At 72.5% G+C, this 18396-nt stretch carries 15 protein-coding genes and 1 tRNA gene; 5 read left to right on the top strand and 11 right to left on the bottom strand.

Annotated elements, in window-relative coordinates; all coding sequences use genetic code 11:
- Window positions 1-10: 10 nt before the first annotated feature.
- The 4 genes from AMK31_RS00495 to AMK31_RS00480 are packed head-to-tail and all read left to right on the top strand — an operon-like array spanning window position 11 to window position 3738.
- Entirely contained in the window at window positions 11-658 is a 648-nt protein-coding gene (locus AMK31_RS00495; RefSeq protein WP_073938253.1) for an ABC transporter permease, read from the top strand.
- On the top strand, window positions 651-1892 hold the full coding sequence (locus tag AMK31_RS00490) for a betaine/proline/choline family ABC transporter ATP-binding protein (RefSeq protein WP_073938252.1): 1242 nt from the start codon (window positions 651-653) through the stop codon (window positions 1890-1892). The genes AMK31_RS00495 and AMK31_RS00490 overlap by 8 nt, the downstream gene beginning before the upstream one ends.
- Complete coding sequence (locus AMK31_RS00485) at window positions 1889-2749, top strand: ABC transporter permease (protein ID WP_073938251.1); 861 nt, start codon at window positions 1889-1891, stop codon at window positions 2747-2749. Before AMK31_RS00490 ends, AMK31_RS00485 begins: the two co-directional genes overlap by 4 nt.
- A complete protein-coding gene (locus tag AMK31_RS00480; protein ID WP_241842494.1) occupies window positions 2746-3738 on the top strand; it encodes a glycine betaine ABC transporter substrate-binding protein in 993 nt (330 codons plus the stop codon). Before AMK31_RS00485 ends, AMK31_RS00480 begins: the two co-directional genes overlap by 4 nt.
- Window positions 3739-3744: 6 nt before the next feature.
- On the opposite strand, the gene AMK31_RS00475 is transcribed toward AMK31_RS00480, so the two are convergent.
- The 4 genes from AMK31_RS00475 to AMK31_RS00460 form a co-directional block, all read right to left on the bottom strand.
- Window positions 3745-4536, bottom strand: a complete 792-nt coding sequence (locus tag AMK31_RS00475; protein ID WP_073938249.1) for a YlbL family protein — start codon at window positions 4534-4536, stop codon at window positions 3745-3747.
- A gap of 68 nt (window positions 4537-4604) precedes the next feature.
- Complete coding sequence (locus AMK31_RS00470) at window positions 4605-5246, bottom strand: IclR family transcriptional regulator (RefSeq protein ID WP_073938248.1); 642 nt, start codon at window positions 5244-5246, stop codon at window positions 4605-4607.
- A gap of 304 nt (window positions 5247-5550) precedes the next feature.
- On the bottom strand, window positions 5551-7344 hold the full coding sequence (locus tag AMK31_RS00465; RefSeq protein WP_073938247.1) for a DEAD/DEAH box helicase: 1794 nt from the start codon (window positions 7342-7344) through the stop codon (window positions 5551-5553).
- A gap of 146 nt (window positions 7345-7490) precedes the next feature.
- Complete coding sequence (locus AMK31_RS00460) at window positions 7491-8960, bottom strand: MFS transporter (RefSeq protein WP_073938246.1); 1470 nt, start codon at window positions 8958-8960, stop codon at window positions 7491-7493.
- Between the two features lie 184 nt (window positions 8961-9144).
- On the opposite strand from AMK31_RS00460, the gene AMK31_RS00455 reads away from it, so the two are divergent.
- Window positions 9145-9219 (top strand) — tRNA-Cys (locus AMK31_RS00455).
- Here the strand turns inward: AMK31_RS00455 and AMK31_RS00450 are convergent.
- The 7 genes from AMK31_RS00450 to AMK31_RS00420 form a co-directional block, all read right to left on the bottom strand.
- Window positions 9188-9715: an SUKH-4 family immunity protein gene (locus AMK31_RS00450; protein WP_073938245.1), complete on the bottom strand. Its 528-nt coding sequence runs from the start codon at window positions 9713-9715 to the stop codon at window positions 9188-9190. The two genes, AMK31_RS00455 and AMK31_RS00450, sit on opposite strands and share 32 nt — an antisense overlap.
- Window positions 9716-9781: 66 nt before the next feature.
- Window positions 9782-12106 (bottom strand): xanthine dehydrogenase family protein molybdopterin-binding subunit, encoded by a 2325-nt coding sequence (locus AMK31_RS00445; RefSeq protein WP_073938244.1) that lies wholly within the window; start codon window positions 12104-12106, stop codon window positions 9782-9784.
- The gene (locus tag AMK31_RS00440; RefSeq protein ID WP_073938243.1) at window positions 12103-13833 is read right to left on the bottom strand and encodes a 2Fe-2S iron-sulfur cluster-binding protein; all 1731 of its coding nucleotides are present in this window, start codon (window positions 13831-13833) and stop codon (window positions 12103-12105) included. The genes AMK31_RS00445 and AMK31_RS00440 overlap by 4 nt, the downstream gene beginning before the upstream one ends.
- Window positions 13830-14723 (bottom strand): FAD binding domain-containing protein, encoded by an 894-nt coding sequence (locus tag AMK31_RS00435; protein ID WP_073938242.1) that lies wholly within the window; start codon window positions 14721-14723, stop codon window positions 13830-13832. Before AMK31_RS00435 ends, AMK31_RS00440 begins: the two co-directional genes overlap by 4 nt.
- Before the next feature lie 223 nt (window positions 14724-14946).
- On the bottom strand, window positions 14947-16569 hold the full coding sequence (locus tag AMK31_RS00430) for a beta-N-acetylhexosaminidase (protein ID WP_073938241.1): 1623 nt from the start codon (window positions 16567-16569) through the stop codon (window positions 14947-14949).
- Between the two features lie 4 nt (window positions 16570-16573).
- Window positions 16574-17422, bottom strand: coding sequence for a carbohydrate ABC transporter permease (locus AMK31_RS00425; RefSeq protein ID WP_073938240.1), 849 nt, complete (start codon window positions 17420-17422; stop codon window positions 16574-16576).
- Complete coding sequence (locus AMK31_RS00420) at window positions 17416-18360, bottom strand: carbohydrate ABC transporter permease (RefSeq protein WP_073938239.1); 945 nt, start codon at window positions 18358-18360, stop codon at window positions 17416-17418. Before AMK31_RS00420 ends, AMK31_RS00425 begins: the two co-directional genes overlap by 7 nt.
- Between the last annotated feature and the right edge of the window lie 36 nt (window positions 18361-18396).

Raw genomic sequence — 18396 nt, 5'->3', positions numbered from 1 at the left:
GTGAGGCGGTGTGAACTTCTGGGAGTACCTGGGCAGTCGCCATCAGCAGCTGCTCAGCGACGCCGCACAGCACGCCAGCGTCGTCTTCCAGTGCATCGTCGTGGCCACCGTGCTCGGCGTGCTGATCGGCGTCGCGACCTACGGCAGCGCCTGGGGCGGCAGCATGGCCACCGCCACCACGTCCACCATCCTGACCATCCCGTCGCTGGCCATGATCGGTCTGCTGATCCCGATCGTCGGTCTCGGCGTGGCCCCCACCGTGATCGCGCTGATCCTGTACGGGCTGCTGCCGATCGTGCGGAACTCGATCGTCGGCCTGCGGGGCGTCGACCCGGCGCTGCTGGACGCCGCGACCGGCATCGGGATGTCCCGGTCGATGCGGCTGGCGCGGGTGGAACTGCCGCTGGCCTGGCCGCCGATCCTGACCGGCATCCGGGTCTCGACCCAGATGCTGATGGGCATCGCCGCCGTCGCGGCGTACGCCTCCGGGCCCGGCCTCGGCAACCTGATCTTCCGCGGGATCGCCTCGCTGGGCAGCAAGAACGCGCTGAACCAGGTGCTCGCGGGCACCCTCGGGATCATCGTGCTGGCCCTGCTCTTCGACGCCGCCTACGTCCTGCTCGGACGGCTGACCATTCCCAGGGGGATCCGTGCCTGAGAACAGCGCTCGCGGTGGCGCCACCATCGAGCTGGAGAACCTGACCAAGCGCTACCCCGGCAACCCCGCGCCCTCGGTGGACAACGTCAGCATGGAGATCGGGGCGGGCGAGACGGTGATCTTCGTCGGGCCGTCCGGCTGCGGCAAGTCCACCACCCTGAAGATGATCAACCGGCTGATCGAGCCGACCAGCGGCCGGATCCGGATCGACGGCGAGGACGTCACCGACATCGACCCGGTGAAGCTGCGCCGCAAGGTCGGCTACGCCATCCAGTCCGCGGGGCTCTTCCCGCACATGACCGTCGCGCAGAACATCGGCCTCGTACCGAAGATGATCGGCTGGCCGAAGACCCGGATCCGCGACCGGGTCGAGGAACTGCTCGACCTCGTCGGCCTGGACCCGGGCGAGTTCCGCGGCCGCTATCCGCGCCAGCTGTCCGGCGGGCAGCAGCAGCGCGTGGGCGTGGCACGGGCGCTGGCCGCCGATCCCCCCGTGCTGCTGATGGACGAGCCGTTCGGCGCGGTCGACCCGATCACCCGGGACCACCTCCAGGACGAGCTGATCCGGCTCCAGCACGAGCTGCACAAGACGATCGTCTTCGTCACCCACGACTTCGACGAGGCGATCAAGCTGGGCGACCGGATCGCGGTGCTGCGGGAACGCTCGCACATCGCCCAGTTCGACACCCCGGAGGCGATCCTCACCAACCCGGCGGACGACTTCGTCTCCGGCTTCGTCGGCGCGGGCGCCGCGCTGAAACGGCTGAACCTGACGCGTGTGCGCGAGGTGGAGATCACCGAGTATCCGACGGTGACCGTGGACGAACCGCTGCAGAACATCTTCAACAAGCTCCGCCGCGGCGGGACGAACGAGATCCTGATGCTGGACCGGCGGGGCCGCCCCTACAAGTGGCTGCGGCGCGGCGACCTGATGCGGGCCAGGGGGTCGCTGGCGCGCGCGGGCACCCTGGTGCACGACACGGTGACCCGGGACGCCACCCTGCGGGACGCCCTGGAAGCCGTCCTCACCGACAACGCCGGGCGGGTCGCGGTGACCGGCCGGCACGGCGAGTACACCGGCGTCGTCGATATGGAGACGCTGATGAACTCCGTGCACGAACTGCTGGAGGCCGACCGGCTGGACGCGATCGAGCACCAGCAGGAACTGGAGGAGGCCCGGGACGAGCTGACCCGCGCGGAGCAGGAGGGTGACCCGGGGGAGACGAAGGCGTGACGACCTCACCGGAGCGCGAGCGCCGCCCCGAGGGCGAGCACGAGGTCAGGGGGCTGCCCTTCCGGGACGACGGCGAGGCCGAGCTGGAGCCCGTCCCGCATCTGCACCGCCCCGCGCCCCGCCGGATCGGGTGGCGGAAGCTGACGTTCCTGCCCGCGTTCCTGGTGATGCTGCTGCTGGGGACCTGGCTGTGGTTCCAGCAGGCCGAGCTGGACACCATCTCCGAGAACGCGCTGTCGGGCGGGCGGGTCTCCAAGGCGCTGTGGCAGCACATCCAGCTGTCGTTGATCTCCACCTTCTTCGTGCTGATCATCGCGATCCCGCTGGGCATCCTGCTGACCCGGCAGCGGTTCCGCAGGGCCACCCCGTTCGCGATGGCGCTGGCCAACATGGGCCAGGCGACCCCCGCGATCGGCCTGCTCGCGCTGCTGGTGATCTGGTTCGGCATCGGCCGCCGGTCGGCCCTGATCGGCATCACCGTCTACGCCGTGCTGCCGGTGCTGTCGAACACCATCGCCGGGCTCAAGGCGAACGACCCGACGCTGCTGGAGGCGGCGCGCGGCATCGGCATGTCCCCCATGGGGGTACTCACCAAGGTGGAACTGCCCCTGGCGGTCCCGCTGATCCTGGCGGGCGTGCGGACCGCGCTGGTGCTGAACGTGGGCACGGCGACCCTGGCGACCTTCGGGGGCGGCGGCGGCCTCGGCGTCCTGATCACCACGGGCATCACCAGCCAGCGCATGCCCGTGCTGGTGCTGGGCTCCATCCTCACCGTCGCCCTCGCCCTGCTGGTGGACTGGGCGGCGTCACTGGCGGAACTGCTGCTGCGGCCGCGGGGACTGGAGAGCGAGACATGAGGCGCGGGGCCATGGGACGCGGGGCCGGGAGGCGTACGGGCCTGCTGCTGGCCGGCGTCCTGGTCGCGGCCGCGGGCTGCGGGCTCACCAGCGGCTCGCCGATGGTCGACGACGTGAAGCCGGGCTCCATCGGGCAGGGCGAACCCCTCAAGGGCGCCGACCTCACCGTGACGTCCAAGGAGTTCACCGAGCAGCTCATCCTCGGCGCGATCATGGGCATCGCCTTCCAGGCGGCCGGCGCGGAAGTCCTCGACCGCACCGGCATCCAGGGCTCGATCGGCTCCCGCGAGGCGGTCGTCAACGGCGACGCGGACGCCGCGTACGAGTACACCGGCACCGCCTGGATCACGTACATGGGCAACAGCGAGCCCATCCCCGACCCACAGCAGCAGTGGCAGGTGGTGCGCGACGCCGACCTCGAGAACGGCGTGACCTGGCTGGCGCCGTCCGCGCTGAACAACACCTACGCGCTGGCGACGAACCAGGCGAACTTCGAGAAGTACGGCACGAAGACCCTGTCGGAGGTGGCCGAACTGGCCGGGAAGGACCCCGGCGCGGTGACGCTCTGCGTCGAGGGCGAGTTCGCCAACCGGGCGGACGGGCTGCCGGGGATGGAGAAGGAGTACGGGATGGACATCCCGGCGGGCCGCATCACCCAGATGGACACCGGGATCATCTACACCCAGGTGGCGAAGGGCACCTGCACGTACGGCGAGGTCTTCACCACCGACGGGCGGGTCAAGTCCATGAACCTCGTGGTCATGGAGGACGACAAGCAGTTCTTCCCCAACTACAACGCCGCTCCGGTGATCAACACCGACACGCTGAAGGAGTGGCCGGCGATCACGGGCATCCTGGACCCGATCACGCAGAAGCTGAACAACGAGGTCGCCCAGACCCTCAACGCCAAGGTCGACGTGGACGGCGAGGACCCGCACCAGGTCGCGCTGGACTGGCTGGTGCAGGAAGGGTTCGTCAAGGAAGGGTGACGCCGCTCAGCAGCTGGGCACGGACCCCTTGCCGCTCTGGAGGGCGACCAGGGACTGCACGGCCCCCTTCAACGTGGTCACGGGGATCAGCCGCAGCCCCTTGGGCAGCTCCGACTTCGCGTCCGAGCACTCGGCCTTCGGCACCAGGAAGACGGTGGCGCCGTCACGCTTGGCGGACTGCGTCTTGAGCGCCACCCCGCCCACCGGCCCGACCTCGCCGTCGGGGGTGATCGTGCCGGTCCCGGCGATCGTACGGCCGCCGGTCAGGTCGCCCCCGCTGCCGTTCCCGTCGAGCTTGTCGACGATGCCGAGCGAGAACAGCAGCCCGGCGCTGGGCCCGCCGACGTCCTCCAGCTCCAGGTCGACCCCGATGCCCTCGTCGGCACGGTCGAGGTAGTTCAGCGCGGCGGCGGTCGCATCGTCCTGCGACTCCCGCATCTGCTTCTCGTTGTACTCCTCGATCTCCCGCTCGCTGTCCCCGCTGGGGTACACGGCGTCCCGCGGCATCACGGCCTCGTCGCTTCGGAACCAGCCGTCGACCACGTCCGCGAACGACACCGGCGCCTCCGGGCCGGACGCCTCGATGGTCGTCATCCGCAGCTCGCCGCTCGTCCTCAGGGTCGGCGCCCCGGTGATGGTGATCACCGGCGTCCCCTTGTCCTTGCCGAGCACGTCCGCCGTCATCCCCGGCTCCGCCACGACGAACGGCAGCGGCGCGAACGCCGCGGTGGCGAGAAGCGCCACGACGGGCAGCGCGCAGACGGCGAGGGCCTGGGGGCGAGAGAGACGAGAGAGCACGGAGTCAATCTAACGGAGGACCCACCGGCTCAGCCTGCGGGCAACCGTGCCCCCAGGCTCGGCACGGCTCAGCGCAGCGCCTCCGCGACCTCCCGGGCCGCCTCGACCACCCGCGTGCCCACCCGCTCCGGCACCGCGTCGGCCAGCATCACGACACCGACGCTGCCCTCGACCCCGGTCACGCCCAGCAGCGGCGCCGCGGCCCCGCTCGCGCCCGCCTCCAGCTCGCCGTGGGTCAGCGTGTACCCGGGGTCACCGGACGGCTTCTGCCGCGCGGACAGAATCGCCTTGCCCGCGGCCCCCCGGTCCAGCGGGTGCCGGAACCCCGCCCGGTACGCCACGTGATAGTCGGTCCACGTCGGCTCGACGACGGCCACGGCCAGCGCCTCCGCCCCGTCGACCAGCGTCAGGTGCGCCGTGGCGCCTATGTCCTCCGCCAGCGAGCGCAGCGCCGGCAGCGCCGCCTCCCGTACCAGCGGATGCACCTGCCGTCCGAGTCCCAGCACGCCGAGTCCCACCCGGGCGCGGCCGCCCAGGTCCCGGCGTACGAGTGCGTGCTGTTCCAGCGTGGCCAGCAACCGGTACACAACGGTCCGGTTCACGCCCAGTTTGGTGGAAAGCTCGGTGACGGTCAGCCCGTGGTCCGTGTCGGCCAGCAGCTTGAGGACCCGCAGTCCCCGGTCGAGCGTCTGAGAGGTCTCCGCGGTCACGACGCCCACTCCTTAAGTGGTGAGGTCGGCAGCCCCCTCGCGGCGGATGCGTCGCCGAGTCCCGTCAGCGACGCGCTTCAGAGGCTGCCGATCGGCCGGCGGCCCGGCCTGTACCGAGCCGCGTCGCTTCACGGCTGCGCTCCGCGGCGGCGCTGCCACGGGGCGTGTGCGTAGCGGGACAGTAGCGAGCCGGTTCGCTCAGCGGAAGGCTCCGTCCAGAATCCGGTCAGTGGCCGATATGACCTGCCGCGATATGTCCTGATACGTACGGCGCGCGCCGCGGCCCCTCAAGCCCCCGACAGGGCTACCGCATCCGGGTGGCCCACTCCTGCACCTTGGCGATCCGCTGCCGCAGCTGCCCGGCGGTCGCCTCGGCGGCCGGCGGCCCGCCGCAGACGCGGCGCAGCTCGGTGTGGATGACCCCGTGCGGCTTGCCGCTCTGGTGGACGTACGCGCCGACCATCGTGTTGAGCTGGCGGCGCAGCTCCATCATCTCCTTGTGGGAGACCACGGGCCGCCGCTCGGCGGGCAGCTCCAGCAGGTCCGCCTCGCTGTCCGGCTTCTTCTTGCTGTGCGCGATCTGCCGCGCCTGCCGCTTCTGCAGCAGCAGCTGCACCTGCTCGGGTTCGAGGAGGCCCGGGATGCCGAGGTAGTCCTGCTCCTCCTCGCTGCCGGGGTGGGCCTGCATGCCGAACTCGGCGCCGTTGTACATGACCCGGTCGAAGACGGCGTCGGACTCCAGCGCCTCGAAAGGCAGCATGTCCTGCTCGCCGGTGTCCTCGTCCTGCTGCTTCTCCGCCTCCTGGAGGAGCTTGTCCTCCTCGGCGTACGGGTCCTCCTCGCCGTCCTTCTTCGGCTTGTCGAGGACGTGGTCCCGCTCGCGTTCCATCTCGTTGGCGAAGCCGAGCAGGTCGGGCACGGTCGGCAGGAACACCGACGCGGTCTCGCCGCGGCGCCGCGACCGCACGAAGCGTCCGACGGCCTGCGCGAAGAACAGCGGGGTGGAGATCGTCGTCGCGTACACGCCGACCGCGAGGCGCGGCACGTCGACGCCCTCGGACACCATGCGGACGGCGACCATCCAGCGGTCGGTGCTGTTGCTGAACTCGTCGATCCGGTCGGACGCGCCGGCGTCGTCGGAGAGGACCAGCGTCGCCTTGTGCCCGGTGATGTCCCGGATGAGCTTGGCGTAGGCGCGGGCCGAGTCCTGGTCGGAGGCGATGACCAGCGCTCCCGCGTCCGGGATCGCCTTCCTGACCTCGGTCAGCCGCTGGTCGGCGGCGCGCAGCACGGCGGGCATCCAGTCGCCGCGCGGGTCCAGCGCCGTACGCCAGGCCTGGCTGATGGCGTCCTTGGTCATCGGCTCGCCGAGCCGGGCCTCGATCTCGTCGCCAGCCTTGGTCCGCCAGCGCATGTTGCCGCTGTAGGAGAGGAAGATGACCGGGCGGACGACGTTGTCGGCGAGCGCGGAGCCGTAGCCGTAGGTGTAGTCGGCCGACGAGCGCCGGATGCCGTCCGCGCCCTCCTCGTACGTCACGAACGGGATGGGGTTGGTGTCGGAGCGGAACGGCGTACCGGTCAGCGCGAGGCGCCGCGTGGCGGGCTCGAACGCCTCCAGGCAGGCCTCGCCCCACGACTTGGAGTCGCCGGCGTGGTGGATCTCGTCGAGGATGACGAGGGTCTTGCGCTGCTCGACGCGGTTGCGGTGCAGCATCGGGCGGACGCCGACACCGGCGTAGGTGACGGCGACGCCGTGGTACTCACGGCCCAGCGGTCCGGCGCTGTACTCGGGGTCCAGCTTGATGCCTATCCGCGCGGCGGCCTCGGCCCACTGCTTCTTCAGGTGCTCGGTGGGGGCGACCACGGTCACCTGCTGCACGACGTGGTGGTGCAGCAGCCAGGACGCCAGCGTCAGCGCGAAGGTCGTCTTGCCGGCGCCCGGGGTGGCGACGGCCAGGAAGTCTCGCGGCTGCTCCTGGACGTACTTCTCCATCGCACCCTGCTGCCAGGCACGCAGCTTGCTGGCGGTGCCCCAGGGGGCGCGGCCGGGGAAGGCGGGCGAGAGGTGGTGGGAGGAGGAAGCGGCGGTGGTAGTCACGGTCTCCGTACGGGGTAGGGCGGCTCGGCTACTAAAACAACCGGGCCACCCTACCGGCGGCCCGGCACCGTCAACGCGCCAACGAGGCCGGGTCGCCCGTGGGTGGGACTCACGTCACAACACCCTCTGTGACGCCACCGATTCACTCACCGCTCACGCAGCCGTGTCGTCACCCACGCGCCCGCCAGTGCCACCGACGCCATAGGCAGGAAGACGGCGGCGAAGGCGGCCGGATGGGAGGCCGCGTCCGCCGCGCCGGCCGTGGCGTGGGCCACTGTCCCGCCGCCGAGAGCGGCGAAGGCGGCGCCGCCCGCCGCGAGCAGGATCACATTCGACAGGCCGTCGGAGATCTGGAGGGCGGCGGAGTTGGTGCCCGCCTCCTCGGGGGCGGACAGGTGGAGCAGCAGCACGCTGGTCGAGGCGATCACCAGGCCCATGCCGAAGCAGCCGAAGCCCCAGGCGACGGCCACCGTCCACACCGGCACGGCGTCGATCAGCACGCTCGGCGCGGTCGCGACGGCCGCCGCCACCAGCACCATGCCCAGCGTCATCAGCCGCTCCCGGTACGGCTCCAGGCGGGGCCGCGACTGCACCCAGGAACCGAGCGCCCACGTCCCGCCGCCGGCGGCCAGCGAGAACCCCGCCATCGTGGGTGACAGGCCCCGCTGGGTGACCAGCATCAGCGGCACGAAGGACTCCGCCGCGATGAACGAGCCCGCCGCCACGCCGCGCAGCAGCACCACCGAGGGCAGGCCTCGCGCCGCCCGGTAGGTGCCGCGCGGCAGCAGTCCGAGCGCCGCCGGCACGAGCAGCGCGGCGCCCGCCACGCCGGGCAGCAGGGAGATCCAGCGCAGGTCCTGGGCGGCGTACTGGAGCAGTCCGGCGCCGAGGGAGATGCCGAGCGCCAAGCGGATCCGGCGGCCGTCGAAGGAAGCGCCCGCGCCGGAGCCGCCGTCCGCCCCGACCGCTCCGGACGCCCGGCGCCGGATCTGCGGCAGGGCCAGCGCCAGGGGGAGGACGACGAGGAGCGGTATGCCGACGAACACCCAGCGCCAGCCCAGCCGCTCGGTGACCGCGCCCGCGGCGAGCGGGCCGACGATCGACGGGACGACCCAGCTCGCGGCGAACGCGGCCATGATCGCGGGCCGCAGCCGCTCGGGGTAGGCCCGGCCGACGACCACGTACAGCGCGACGATCACCAGGCCGCCGCCGAGGCCCTGCACGGCCCGCCCGAGGATGAACAGCCACATCACCCCGGCCGTGCCGGACAGCAGCAGCCCCGCGGCGAAGGCGGCGATACCGCAGGTGACCGGTCCGAGCGGGCCTCGCCGGTCGGACCACTGGCCCGAGAGCACCATCCCGAACAGGCTGGTCGTGAAGTACCCCGAGAACGCGAACGCGTAGAGCGACACCCCGTCCAGCTCCCGCGCCGCGACCGGCATCGCGGTCCCGACGGCGGTCGCCTCGAAGGCGATGAGGAGGACGACGGAGACGATCCCGATGCTGAGGGCCCGGTACGGCCGGGCGAGGACGCCGTCGCGCTCGACGGGGCCCGCGGGTTCGGGGGTGACTTCGGTGTCCGCGACCACGGCGTCGCGGGGTTCAAGGGCGGCCATGCACGTCAGCGTAAGGGGCACGGGGGTGTTTGACCCCTGTCGATAGGCGGTGATCGCCTCCGCCGTTGGTCCTACGCCGCCCTGCGCCCCCCCGTTCATGAACGGCGTGTGGCGGTCACGTTGCAGCGCGCCCGGATCCCTTGAGCCCGCGTCCCGGCCCGCCATACGGTCGACGCAACACGTTGGCCGTGTGCCCGAGTGGTTCAGGGGCCAGACTGCAAATCTGGTTACGCGGGTTCGATTCCCGCCACGGCCTCCAGGCCCGTCATCGCCTCGCTGTTGTTCGTGCGCAACAGGCAGAGTGCGAGGACCAGTTCTGACACGTCCCGGTTCAGGGGGTCCAGACGGGCTTGCGGCTCGGTCCAGCGGAGGATCTCGCCGCTCGTGCCGTCGACCACCAGGCCCGCGTCCCCGGCCAGGCGGCCGAGGCGTATCAACTGGTCGGCGTCCCGCGGGAGTCGGTCGAGCGGGAAGCCGCCCGTGTACTCCTCGTCGGTGTAGAACTCGGTGAGCGTCGGCAGCGGCAGGTCCGTGTCCAGCGAGAACAGGACCTCGTCCGCCGGCAGCCCGGTCTCGCGAAGGAAGCGGCGCGTCGGTTCATGAGTGAGCGTCACGGGGAAGTCCACGTCCTCGAAACGCGCCACGCGCCCCCGGCCGAACTCCTGGTCCAGCAGGCGCGAAGGCAGGTCGAGGGCGAGGCCGGACTCCGTGGCCGGGGTGCTGATCGCCGCGATGACGGCGCCGGTCGTGCTCATGGGAAGAACACTACGCGGCGCCACTGACAATCGCCCCGACCAGCCGCGACGATCAGAACCGGCCGCTCACTGCGCGGTCACCACCGCCGCCTGCGGCCGGATCGGCAGCCGGTTCACCGGTCGGCCCGTCGCCGCCCGCACCGCCGACGCGACCGCCGCCGGCGACGCCACCACCGGCACCGCGCTGACCGCCTTGGCGCCGAACGGCGCGACCACGTCCCGCTCCTCGACGAGCTTGACGATCCGGATGTCCGGCGCGTCCAGGGCCGTCGGCAGGGAGTACCCCGTGAGGTCCGGGTGCCGTATCACCCCGCGCGGGGTCCGCAGGTTCTCGGTGAGCGCGATGCCCACGCCCTGCGTGACGCCCGCCTCGATCCGGGCCGCCAGCTGCGCCGGGTTCAGCACCCGGCCCACGTCCTGGGCGACCGCCAGCTCCACCACCCGTACCGAGCCCAGCTCGATGTCGACGTCCACCACCGCGCGGATCGCGCAGAACGCCATGCCCACGAAGGCGTCGCCCTGCCCGGCGCCGTCCAGCGGCTCGGTCGGGTGCGGGCGGCACTGCGCGGTCGCCCACAGTTCCTTGCCCTCCAGGGCCTCGACGACGGTCGTCGACAGGACCCCGTCGTACGAGGTGATCTTGCCGTCGGCGATCTGCAGCAGCTCGGTGGACATGCCGAACTTGTGGGCCAGCGGCTGCAGGAGCTGCGTGCGGACCATCTTCGCCGCGCGCTCCACCGCACCGCCCGACACCCACGTGTGCCGGCCCCGGCACCCCGCCCCGGCGGGCGGCTGGTCGGTGTCCACCGGCGCCACGTGGACCTCGTCCACGCCGAGGACGTCCTGGACGATCTGCCGGGCCAGCGTGGTGAAGCCCTGGCCGGTCTCGACGGCCGCGCACAGCACCGTCGCCACCCCGTCCTGCACCTTCACCGTGGCCGTGGAGACCTCGTCGGCGCCCTCCGCGCCGAGCATGTGCACCATGCCCAGGCCGTAGCCGACGCCCCGGCGCACCGCGCCCGGTTCGCCCGCGCCCTCGGGGCCGCCGGGCAGCAGCCACTCCTCCTCGGGGGTGTCCTTGGGCAGCGCGGGGAGGGGGAAGTCGCGTACCGCCTGGAGGAGTTCGGCGACCGGCGCGGGACAGGTCACCGTCTGGCCGGTGGGCAGGACGTCGCCCGTCGCCATGACGTTGCGCAGCCGCAGCTCGGCCGGATCGACGCCGAGCTTCTTGGCCAGCTTGTCCATCTGCGCCTCGTAGGCGGCGCACACCTGCATCGCGCCCTCGCCGCGCACATGGCCGGAGGGCGGGTTGTTGGTGCGCACGGCCCAGCCCTCGATGAAGGCGTTGGGGACGACGTACGGCCCGCAGGCGAACGCCACCGCCGCCGCGAGGGCTTCCGACGAGGTGTCCGCGTAGGCGCCCGAGTCCAGCAGGATCTGCGCCTCGACCTTGACCAGCCGGCCCTCGGCGTCCGCGTGGTGGCGGTAGCGCAGCAGGGTGGGGTGCCGGTGGGCGTGGCCGAGGAACGACTCCTCGCGCGTGGCCGTGAGCTTCACCGGGCAGCCGGTCTTCAGGGCCAGCAGGCCGAGCGGCAGCTGGAAACTCTGGTCCTCGCGGTCCGCGGTGGCGCCGGGTACACCGGTGACGACGATCTTGACGCGTTCGGGTTCCAGGCCGTAGCAGGCGGCGGCCGTGTCACGGTCGGCGTGCGGGTCCGTGGAGGCCAGATACAGCTCTACGCCGCCGTCCGGGCGCGGCACGGCGAGCCCGGCCTCCGCGCCGATGGGGGCGGGGTCCTGGCGGCCGATGCGGTACAGGCCCTCGACGACGACCTCGCCGGCCGCCTCGGGGTCGCCGTGCCGCAGCGGGATGTGCCGGATCAGGTTGCCGTCGGGGTGCAGCGGCTCGGCTTCGAACGCCTGCTCGGGGTCGGTCACCGGGTCGAGCACCTCGTACTCGACGATGACGGCCGCGGCGGCCATCCGCGCGGTGTCCGGGTGGTCGGCGGCGACGGCGGCGATCGGCTCGCCGTGGTGGCGTACGACGTCGGACGCGAAGACCGGGCGGTCGGCCTTGCCCCGGCCGTACAGCGCGCTCCCCGGCACGTCCTCGTGGGTGACGACGGCCCGGACGCCCGGCATCGCGCGCGCGTGGGTGGTGTCGATGGACGTGATCCGCGCGTGCGCGTGCGGGGCGCGCAGCACGGCCGCCCACAGCAGCCCCTCGGCCCACAGGTCGGCCGCGTACGGGAACGTGCCCTCCGTCTTCGCGCGCGCGTCGGCGGCGGGCAGCGAGGAGCCGAGGCCGTGCGGGATCGGCTCCGGGGCGGGGCCGGCCTCGGCGGTGCCGGCCGCGGTGGCGGTGCTCGCGGTGACGGCTTCGTTGCTCACACCTGGCCTCCGTCCTGTCCCTGTCCCTGTCCCTGTCCGTCTCCGGGTCCTTGCCCGAACGACGGGTCGTGCGGCTGGAACGCCTCGAACGCCGACGGGTTGACGCCCCCGGCACCCGGACCCGCCTGGTGCGGGATGCGGGCCTCGTCGGTCTCGGCCGCGTCGGACGCGGCGTGCGCGTCGCGTTCGGCGACGACCTCCTGGACCGCGTCGACGACGGCCCGGTAGCCCGAGCAGCGGCACAGGTTGCCGCACAGCGCCTGGCGGGTCTCCAGCTCGGTGGGCGCCGGGTTGCCCTCCAGCAGGTCGTGCACGGTCATCGCCATGCCGGGCACGCAGAACCCGCACTGCACCGCGCCGCACCGCGCGAGCGCCCGCTGCACGTCCGACGGCTGCCCGTCCACGGCCAGGCCCTCGACGGTACGGACCTCGCTGCCGGCGGCGGTCACGGCGGGGACCAGACAGGAGGCCACGAGCCGCCCGTCGACCTGCACGTTGCAGGCCCCGCACTCGCCCTGCGAGCAGCCGTCCTTGGCGCCCGCCAGCCCGAGGCGTTCCCGCAGCACGTACAGCAGCGACTCGCCGATCCACGCGTCGGTGACGGGGCGGTCGCCGCCGTTGACGCGCAGCACGTAGGAGGCGAGGGGGTGCTCCTCGCCGGGGAGCGCGGGGGGGTCCTCCGCGGCGTCGGGTGCCGCGGCGGGCTCGGGGGCGTGCTCCTGCTCGGGGGCGGCGTCCGAGGGGGGCGGCGGGGTGCCTGCGGCCTGCGCGGGTTCCGCGTCCGGCAGCACTTCGGCCTCGGCTTCCGCAGGGCCCTCAGCGGCGCTCTCGCCGCCCGTGGGGGCGTCCGGAGCCATTCCGGTGGGCTCGGTGCCTTCGGGAGTCTCTACGGCGCCGGAGACGGCCTCCACGGCCTCTCCTGCACCTGCGGTGTCCGAGGCTCCCGGGGTTTCCGGGGCTCCCCCGGCCTCCCCGGCCTCCCCGGCCTCCGGGGCCGGTGCCTCGGCCGACTCAGCCTCCGCCTCCGCCTCCGGGAGGTGCCCCACGTACATGCCGTGCGCGGGCGTCGGCTCCGCGTGGGCCTCGGAGTGAGACTGCGGGTGGTCCTGCGGGTGCCTACCGCCGTCCCCGGCCGTCGCCTGCTGTGCCCACGCCTGCCCGGCGCCCTCCGTCGCCCAGGGCGCGGGCGCGCCGCCGGGCAGGGTGGCGGGCGGGGTGCCGCCCCACTGCTCGACCAGGGCGGACGTGGTGAACTCGCCCGACTCGTCCGGCAGGTCGCCGCCGGCGACCGGGATCGACCACTGGCCGGTGACGTCGTGGCCGGGCGCGGGCAGCGCCTCCGGCTGCTCCTCGTACGTCTCCGGCGGCTCCGCGTACGTCCACTGCCCGGTCGCCCCGGGGTCGTAGGTGAACCGGTCGTGCGCGGCGTCCTGCTGCGGCACCGCCTCGGGGTCGGGCCACTGCGCGCCTTCGGCGGGCATGCTCCAGGCGCCGGTGGCCGCCGGGTCGGAGCCGGCGGTGGTGGCCGGGGTGACCGTTATGGGCGGGGGCACATAGCCGTGGCCGGGCGCGGCGAGCGGGCTCTCGGAGGCGGCGAGGAGCGCGTCGATGCCGCCTTCGGGCAGCTGCACGAACGCGGTGGCGCCGTCGTCGTAGTCCCCCTGGGGCAGCGGGTCCCAGCGGCCGCCGCCCTGGGGCGTGCCCTCTCCGTGCTGGTCGTCGGTCACGACAGCGCCCTCCCCAGTGCTCGTCGGGCCAGCGCGGCGACGGTGCGCCGCAGGTGCAGTACGGCGGGCGGCAGCGGCACCACGGAGCCGTCCTCGGCCGGCGCCGGGTCGGGGATGCAGGCCGCGGCGACGTACTCGCCGAAGGCGTGCAGCGCCTCCGGGACGATCGCGCGGTCGTTGTCCCAGTCGATGAGCTGGGCGACCCACTGCTCGGCCTCCAGGGGCCTGAGCGGCATCGGCGCTATGGCGCCCACGGCGCACCGCACGCCGCGCCGCGCGGGGTCGAGGACCAGGGCGACGGAGGCCGCGGCCCGCCCGGGGCCGGTCCGGCCGGTCGCCTTCAGGAAGACCTGCGGGGCGTGCAGCAGCGGCACGCGCACGTAGCCGATGAGTTCGCCCGCGCGGAGCATCTCCATGCCGGCCAGCAGGTGCGACACCGGGATCTCCCGACGGGCCCCGCCCTGGCCGGCGACGATCAGCGTCGCCTCCAGGGCGGCCAGCACCGGCAGCGCGTCGCCGGTGGGCGCGGCGGAGGCGATGTTGCCGCCCAGGGTGCCCGCGTTGCGGATGTGCGGCGGGCCCGCGGCGCGCGCGGCGGCGGCGAGCGCGGGGATCAGGGCGGCGAAGTCGGGGCGGCCCATGCGCGCGTGCGTGAGGCCCGCGCCGAGCAGGGCGTGACCGTCCTGGTACTGCCAGCCACGGATCTCGCTGATCCGGCCGAGGCCCACCAGTCCGGCGGGTCTGAGCTGACCGGAGTTGACGGCGGTCATCAGATCGGTGCCGCCCGCCACCGGGACCGCGGCGGGCATCGCGGTGAGCGCCGCCACGGCCTCGTCGAGAGTGGCGGGCAGGGTGACGGCCTGCGCCGCCTGCGGTGCGTGCGTGGTCAAACCGGCTGCCCCTTCCCGCTGCCCCACCTGGTCCCGCCTGTGCTGCCGTACGGTACGTGCTGACAGGGCGGACGTGGCAACTCTGGCACATCTTCGCAGGGCCCGGACGCGGGGGTCCGCTAGGAGGCATTCGCCCACCTCATCGGGTAGATGGTCCGTTTGGGACGTACTTCACCGATTCACCAGGATTGCCGCTCTTCGGGGAGACCGGGGCCCTTTTCCGTCACCTGTTCGGTGGCGGACCGTCGATCGGACGTCCCGGGACCCCGGGCCGCCGCTGCCACGGCCGCGGCCCCGACGGCGGCCGGTAGGCCACGCCGAGGGCGTCGAGCCGCCGGTAGTGGGCGGCCATCCGCCGTTCGAATCCGGCGAAGTCCCGTTCGTGCGGGGCGGGCAGGGCGCTCCAGGCCACCTCGGCGAAGGCGGCGAGACGCGGGAAGGCCTGGTAGTCCACGCGCGCGGGGTCCTCCATCACCTCCGTCCACAGGTTGGCCTGGGTGCCCAGCACGTGCCGGGCCTCCTCGGGCGTCAGCTCCGGGGGAACCGGCTCGAACCGGAAGACGTCCTCCAGGGTGCGGACGTAGCCGATGGGGACCGGCTCGTCCGCGCCCGCGTCCTGCCGGTGATCCAGGTAGACCTGCTGCTCGGGGCACATGACCACGTCGTGGCCCGCCCGCGCGGCGGTCACCCCGCCCGCGTACCCGCGCCAGGACGACACGGCCGCGCCCGCCGCGAGGCCGCCCTCCAGGATCTCGTCCCAGCCGATGAGCCGGCGCCCCCGCGCGGTCAGCCACCGGTCGAAGTGGCCGATGAACCACGCCTGGAGCCCGTCCTCGCCGGCCAGTCCCAGTTCCTCGATGCGGGCTTGGGCCGCCGGGGAACTCCGCCACTGCTCCTTGGGGCATTCGTCGCCCCCGATGTGCACGAACTCCGACGGGAACAGTTCCAGCACTTCCTCGAGGACGCCTTCGTAGAAGCGCAGGGTGTTGTCGGTGGGGGCGAGTACGTTGGGAGAGATCCCCCAGTTGTCCCAGACGGTGAGGGCGGTGGTGTCGATGACGTCGGTGTTCCCGAGTTCCGGATACGCGGCGATGGCGGCCTGCGAGTGGCCCGGTACGTCGATTTCCGGGACGACGGTGATATGCCGCTCGGCGGCGTAGGCGACGATCTCGCGGATGTCGTCCTGGGTGTAGTGGCCACCGTGCGGCTTCTCCTCCCACAGCGGCGAGGCCCGGTGACCGAATTTCGTCCGCGCCCGCCAGGAGCCGATCTCGGTCAGCCGGGGGTACTTTCGGATCTCGACGCGCCAGCCCTGGTCGTCGGTCAGATGGAAGTGGAAGACGTTGAGTTTGTGCGCCGCCATGAGATCCAGGTAGCGCAGGACGCCTTCCTTCGGCATGAAGTGCCGGGCCACGTCGAGCATGAGGCCGCGCCAGCGGAAGCGGGGGGCGTCCTCGATCGTCGCGTGCGGCACGGACCGGGCGCGGTCCGTGCCGATCGGGGCTCTGCGGTACGCGTCGGGCCCGAGGAGCTGCCGCAGCGTCTGGGCGCCCCAGAAGGCACCGGCCGCGTCACCGCCCTCGATCAGCACACCGCTCCGGTCGCTGACGAGGCGGTACGCCTCCGGGCCCAGCCCGGGGTCGAGCCGCAGCGTGATGCCGTCGCCGTCGGTGCCGTCGGCGTCCGGTGCCTCGGGCAGCGGCAGGCCGGTGGCCTGCCGGAGGTCGGCGCCCAGCCGGCGGCCGACGCCCTCCGTCCCGGGGCCGGCGCGGAGCCGGGAGCGGTCCGTCAGCCGCACCTCGCCGGAGCCGGCGACGACGCCGCGGGGTGCCGGAATCAGTTCCATCACGTCAGTCCTTAACCGCTCCGCCCAGCCCCGAGACCAGGCGTCGCTGTACGAGTACGAAGAACACCAGCACCGGAATCGTCATCACCGTGGACGCGGCCATCACGCCGCCCCAGTCGGGATCCTCCGGCTTGAAGAAGACCAGCAGGGCCATCGGCAGGGTCGACTGCGAGGTGTCGCTGACGATGAACGACCTGGCGAACAGGAAGTCGTTCCAGGCCGAGATGAACGAGAACACACTCGTGGCCACCAACCCCGGGAAGACCAGCGGGAAAAGGACCTGCCACAGGAATCGCGCCCGGCTCGCCCCGTCGATGTACGCGGCCTCCTCCAGGGCCTCCGGGACCGCCTTCACAAACCCTCGCAGCATCCAGATCGCGAACGGCAGCGAGAAGGCGATGTGCGGCAGGATCAGCGACCCCAGAGTGTTCAGCTGGCCGAAGTCCCGCATGAGGAAGAACAGCGGGATCGTGAGCGCCTCGACCGGCACCATCTGGGCCACCAGAAACATGATCAGCAGGGTGGTCCGGAAGCGGAACCGGAATCGGGTCACGGCGGTCGCCGCGAGAAACGCGACAAGCGCCGAGACGATCACCACGGAGCCCGCGACGATCACGCTGTTGAGGAAGTAACGGCCGAATTCCTGCTGCCCGAAGACCCGCCGGAAGGAATCCAGCGAGGGCGCGAGCGTCCACGGCCGGGGCTCGCTCGACTCGATCTCCCCGGCCGGCCGGAAGGCGCTGATCACCATCCAGTAGAGGGGGAAGGCGACGACGACCGCGATCAGCAGGGCCGAGCACTCGGCGGCCAGCCGCCACGGACGCCGCACACGCCACCGTGAAAGATTCACCATTCCTCCCCCTGTCGGCGCAGCAGCCGCAGGTACACCAGCGTCACCGCGAGCAGGATCAGCAGCATCACCACGCCGATCGCCGAGCCGAGGCTGTACTCGGACGAGGCGAACGCCCGCTGGTAGGCGTAGACGTTCAGCACCAGGTTCTGGCCGGCGATGCCGCCGCCGCCCGTCATGACGTAGATCTGGGTGAAGACCTTGAAGTCCCAGATGACCGACTGGATGGTGACGATCGCCAGGATCGGCCGGAGCATGGGCGCGAGCACCGACCGCCAGATCCGCCACTGCGAGGCGCCGTCCAGTGCGGCGGCCTCCAGCACCTCTGACGGCACCGCGCGGATCCCCGCGTACACCGTCACCATCACGAACGGGAAGGAACACCAGACCACTTCGAGCAGGACCAGGAAGAACGCGCTGAACCGGCCGTACGTCCAGGAGTGGTCGCCGAGCCCGAGCAGCCGGTTGACCGGCCCGAAGTCCGGGTCGAACAGCAGCAGCCAGACCGTGGAGCCGGTGACCGCCGGGGTCGCCCACGCGCCCAGCGCGGCCAGCATCAGCGCCAGCCGGGGCAGCGCCCGCACCCGGGTGAGCAGCACGGCGAGCGCGCAGCCCACGGCGAGCGTGGCCACCACGCAGGCGGCGGCGAACAGCACGGTGGCCGGCAGCACCTGCCAGAACTGCCGGTCCCCGAACAGCTCGATGTAGTTGGCCGCCCCCCGGAAGACCGTCGGCTCACCGCCACTGACCTGCGCCTGCGTGTACTCGAACAGAGAGATCAGCCCGAGCTGGTAGATCGGATAGACGAGCAGCCCGCCGAGAACGACCAGCGCGGGGGCGAGATACAGCCACGGAGTGCCCTGACGCCGAAAGGGGCGCGGGGCCGTGTTGGATCTGCGGCTACCGCCGCCTGGGCGCGAGAAACCCCGACGAACCCGCACCCGCCGACGAACAGCACTCCCCACCGCAGCAGGCAC

Origin of the sequence: Streptomyces sp. TSRI0107, from assembly GCF_001905845.1 — a bacterium.
GTDB lineage: Bacteria > Actinomycetota > Actinomycetes > Streptomycetales > Streptomycetaceae > Streptomyces.
Note: the sequence above shows the minus strand (reverse complement) of the source record. Positions and strands in the feature narration are given on the sequence as shown.

Bases quoted from the DNA above. Each gene is read 5' to 3' on its own strand.
- AMK31_RS00480 (WP_241842494.1), top strand. From the start codon at position 2,746: ATGAGGCGCGGGGCCATGGGACGCGGGGCCGGGAGGCGTACGGGCCTG.
- AMK31_RS00425 (WP_073938240.1), bottom strand. From the start codon at position 17,422: ATGGTGAATCTTTCACGGTGGCGTGTGCGGCGTCCGTGGCGGCTGGCC.
- AMK31_RS00430 (WP_073938241.1), bottom strand. From the start codon at position 16,569: ATGGAACTGATTCCGGCACCCCGCGGCGTCGTCGCCGGCTCCGGCGAG.
- AMK31_RS00460 (WP_073938246.1), bottom strand. From the start codon at position 8,960: ATGGCCGCCCTTGAACCCCGCGACGCCGTGGTCGCGGACACCGAAGTC.
- AMK31_RS00450 (WP_073938245.1), bottom strand. From the start codon at position 9,715: ATGAGCACGACCGGCGCCGTCATCGCGGCGATCAGCACCCCGGCCACG.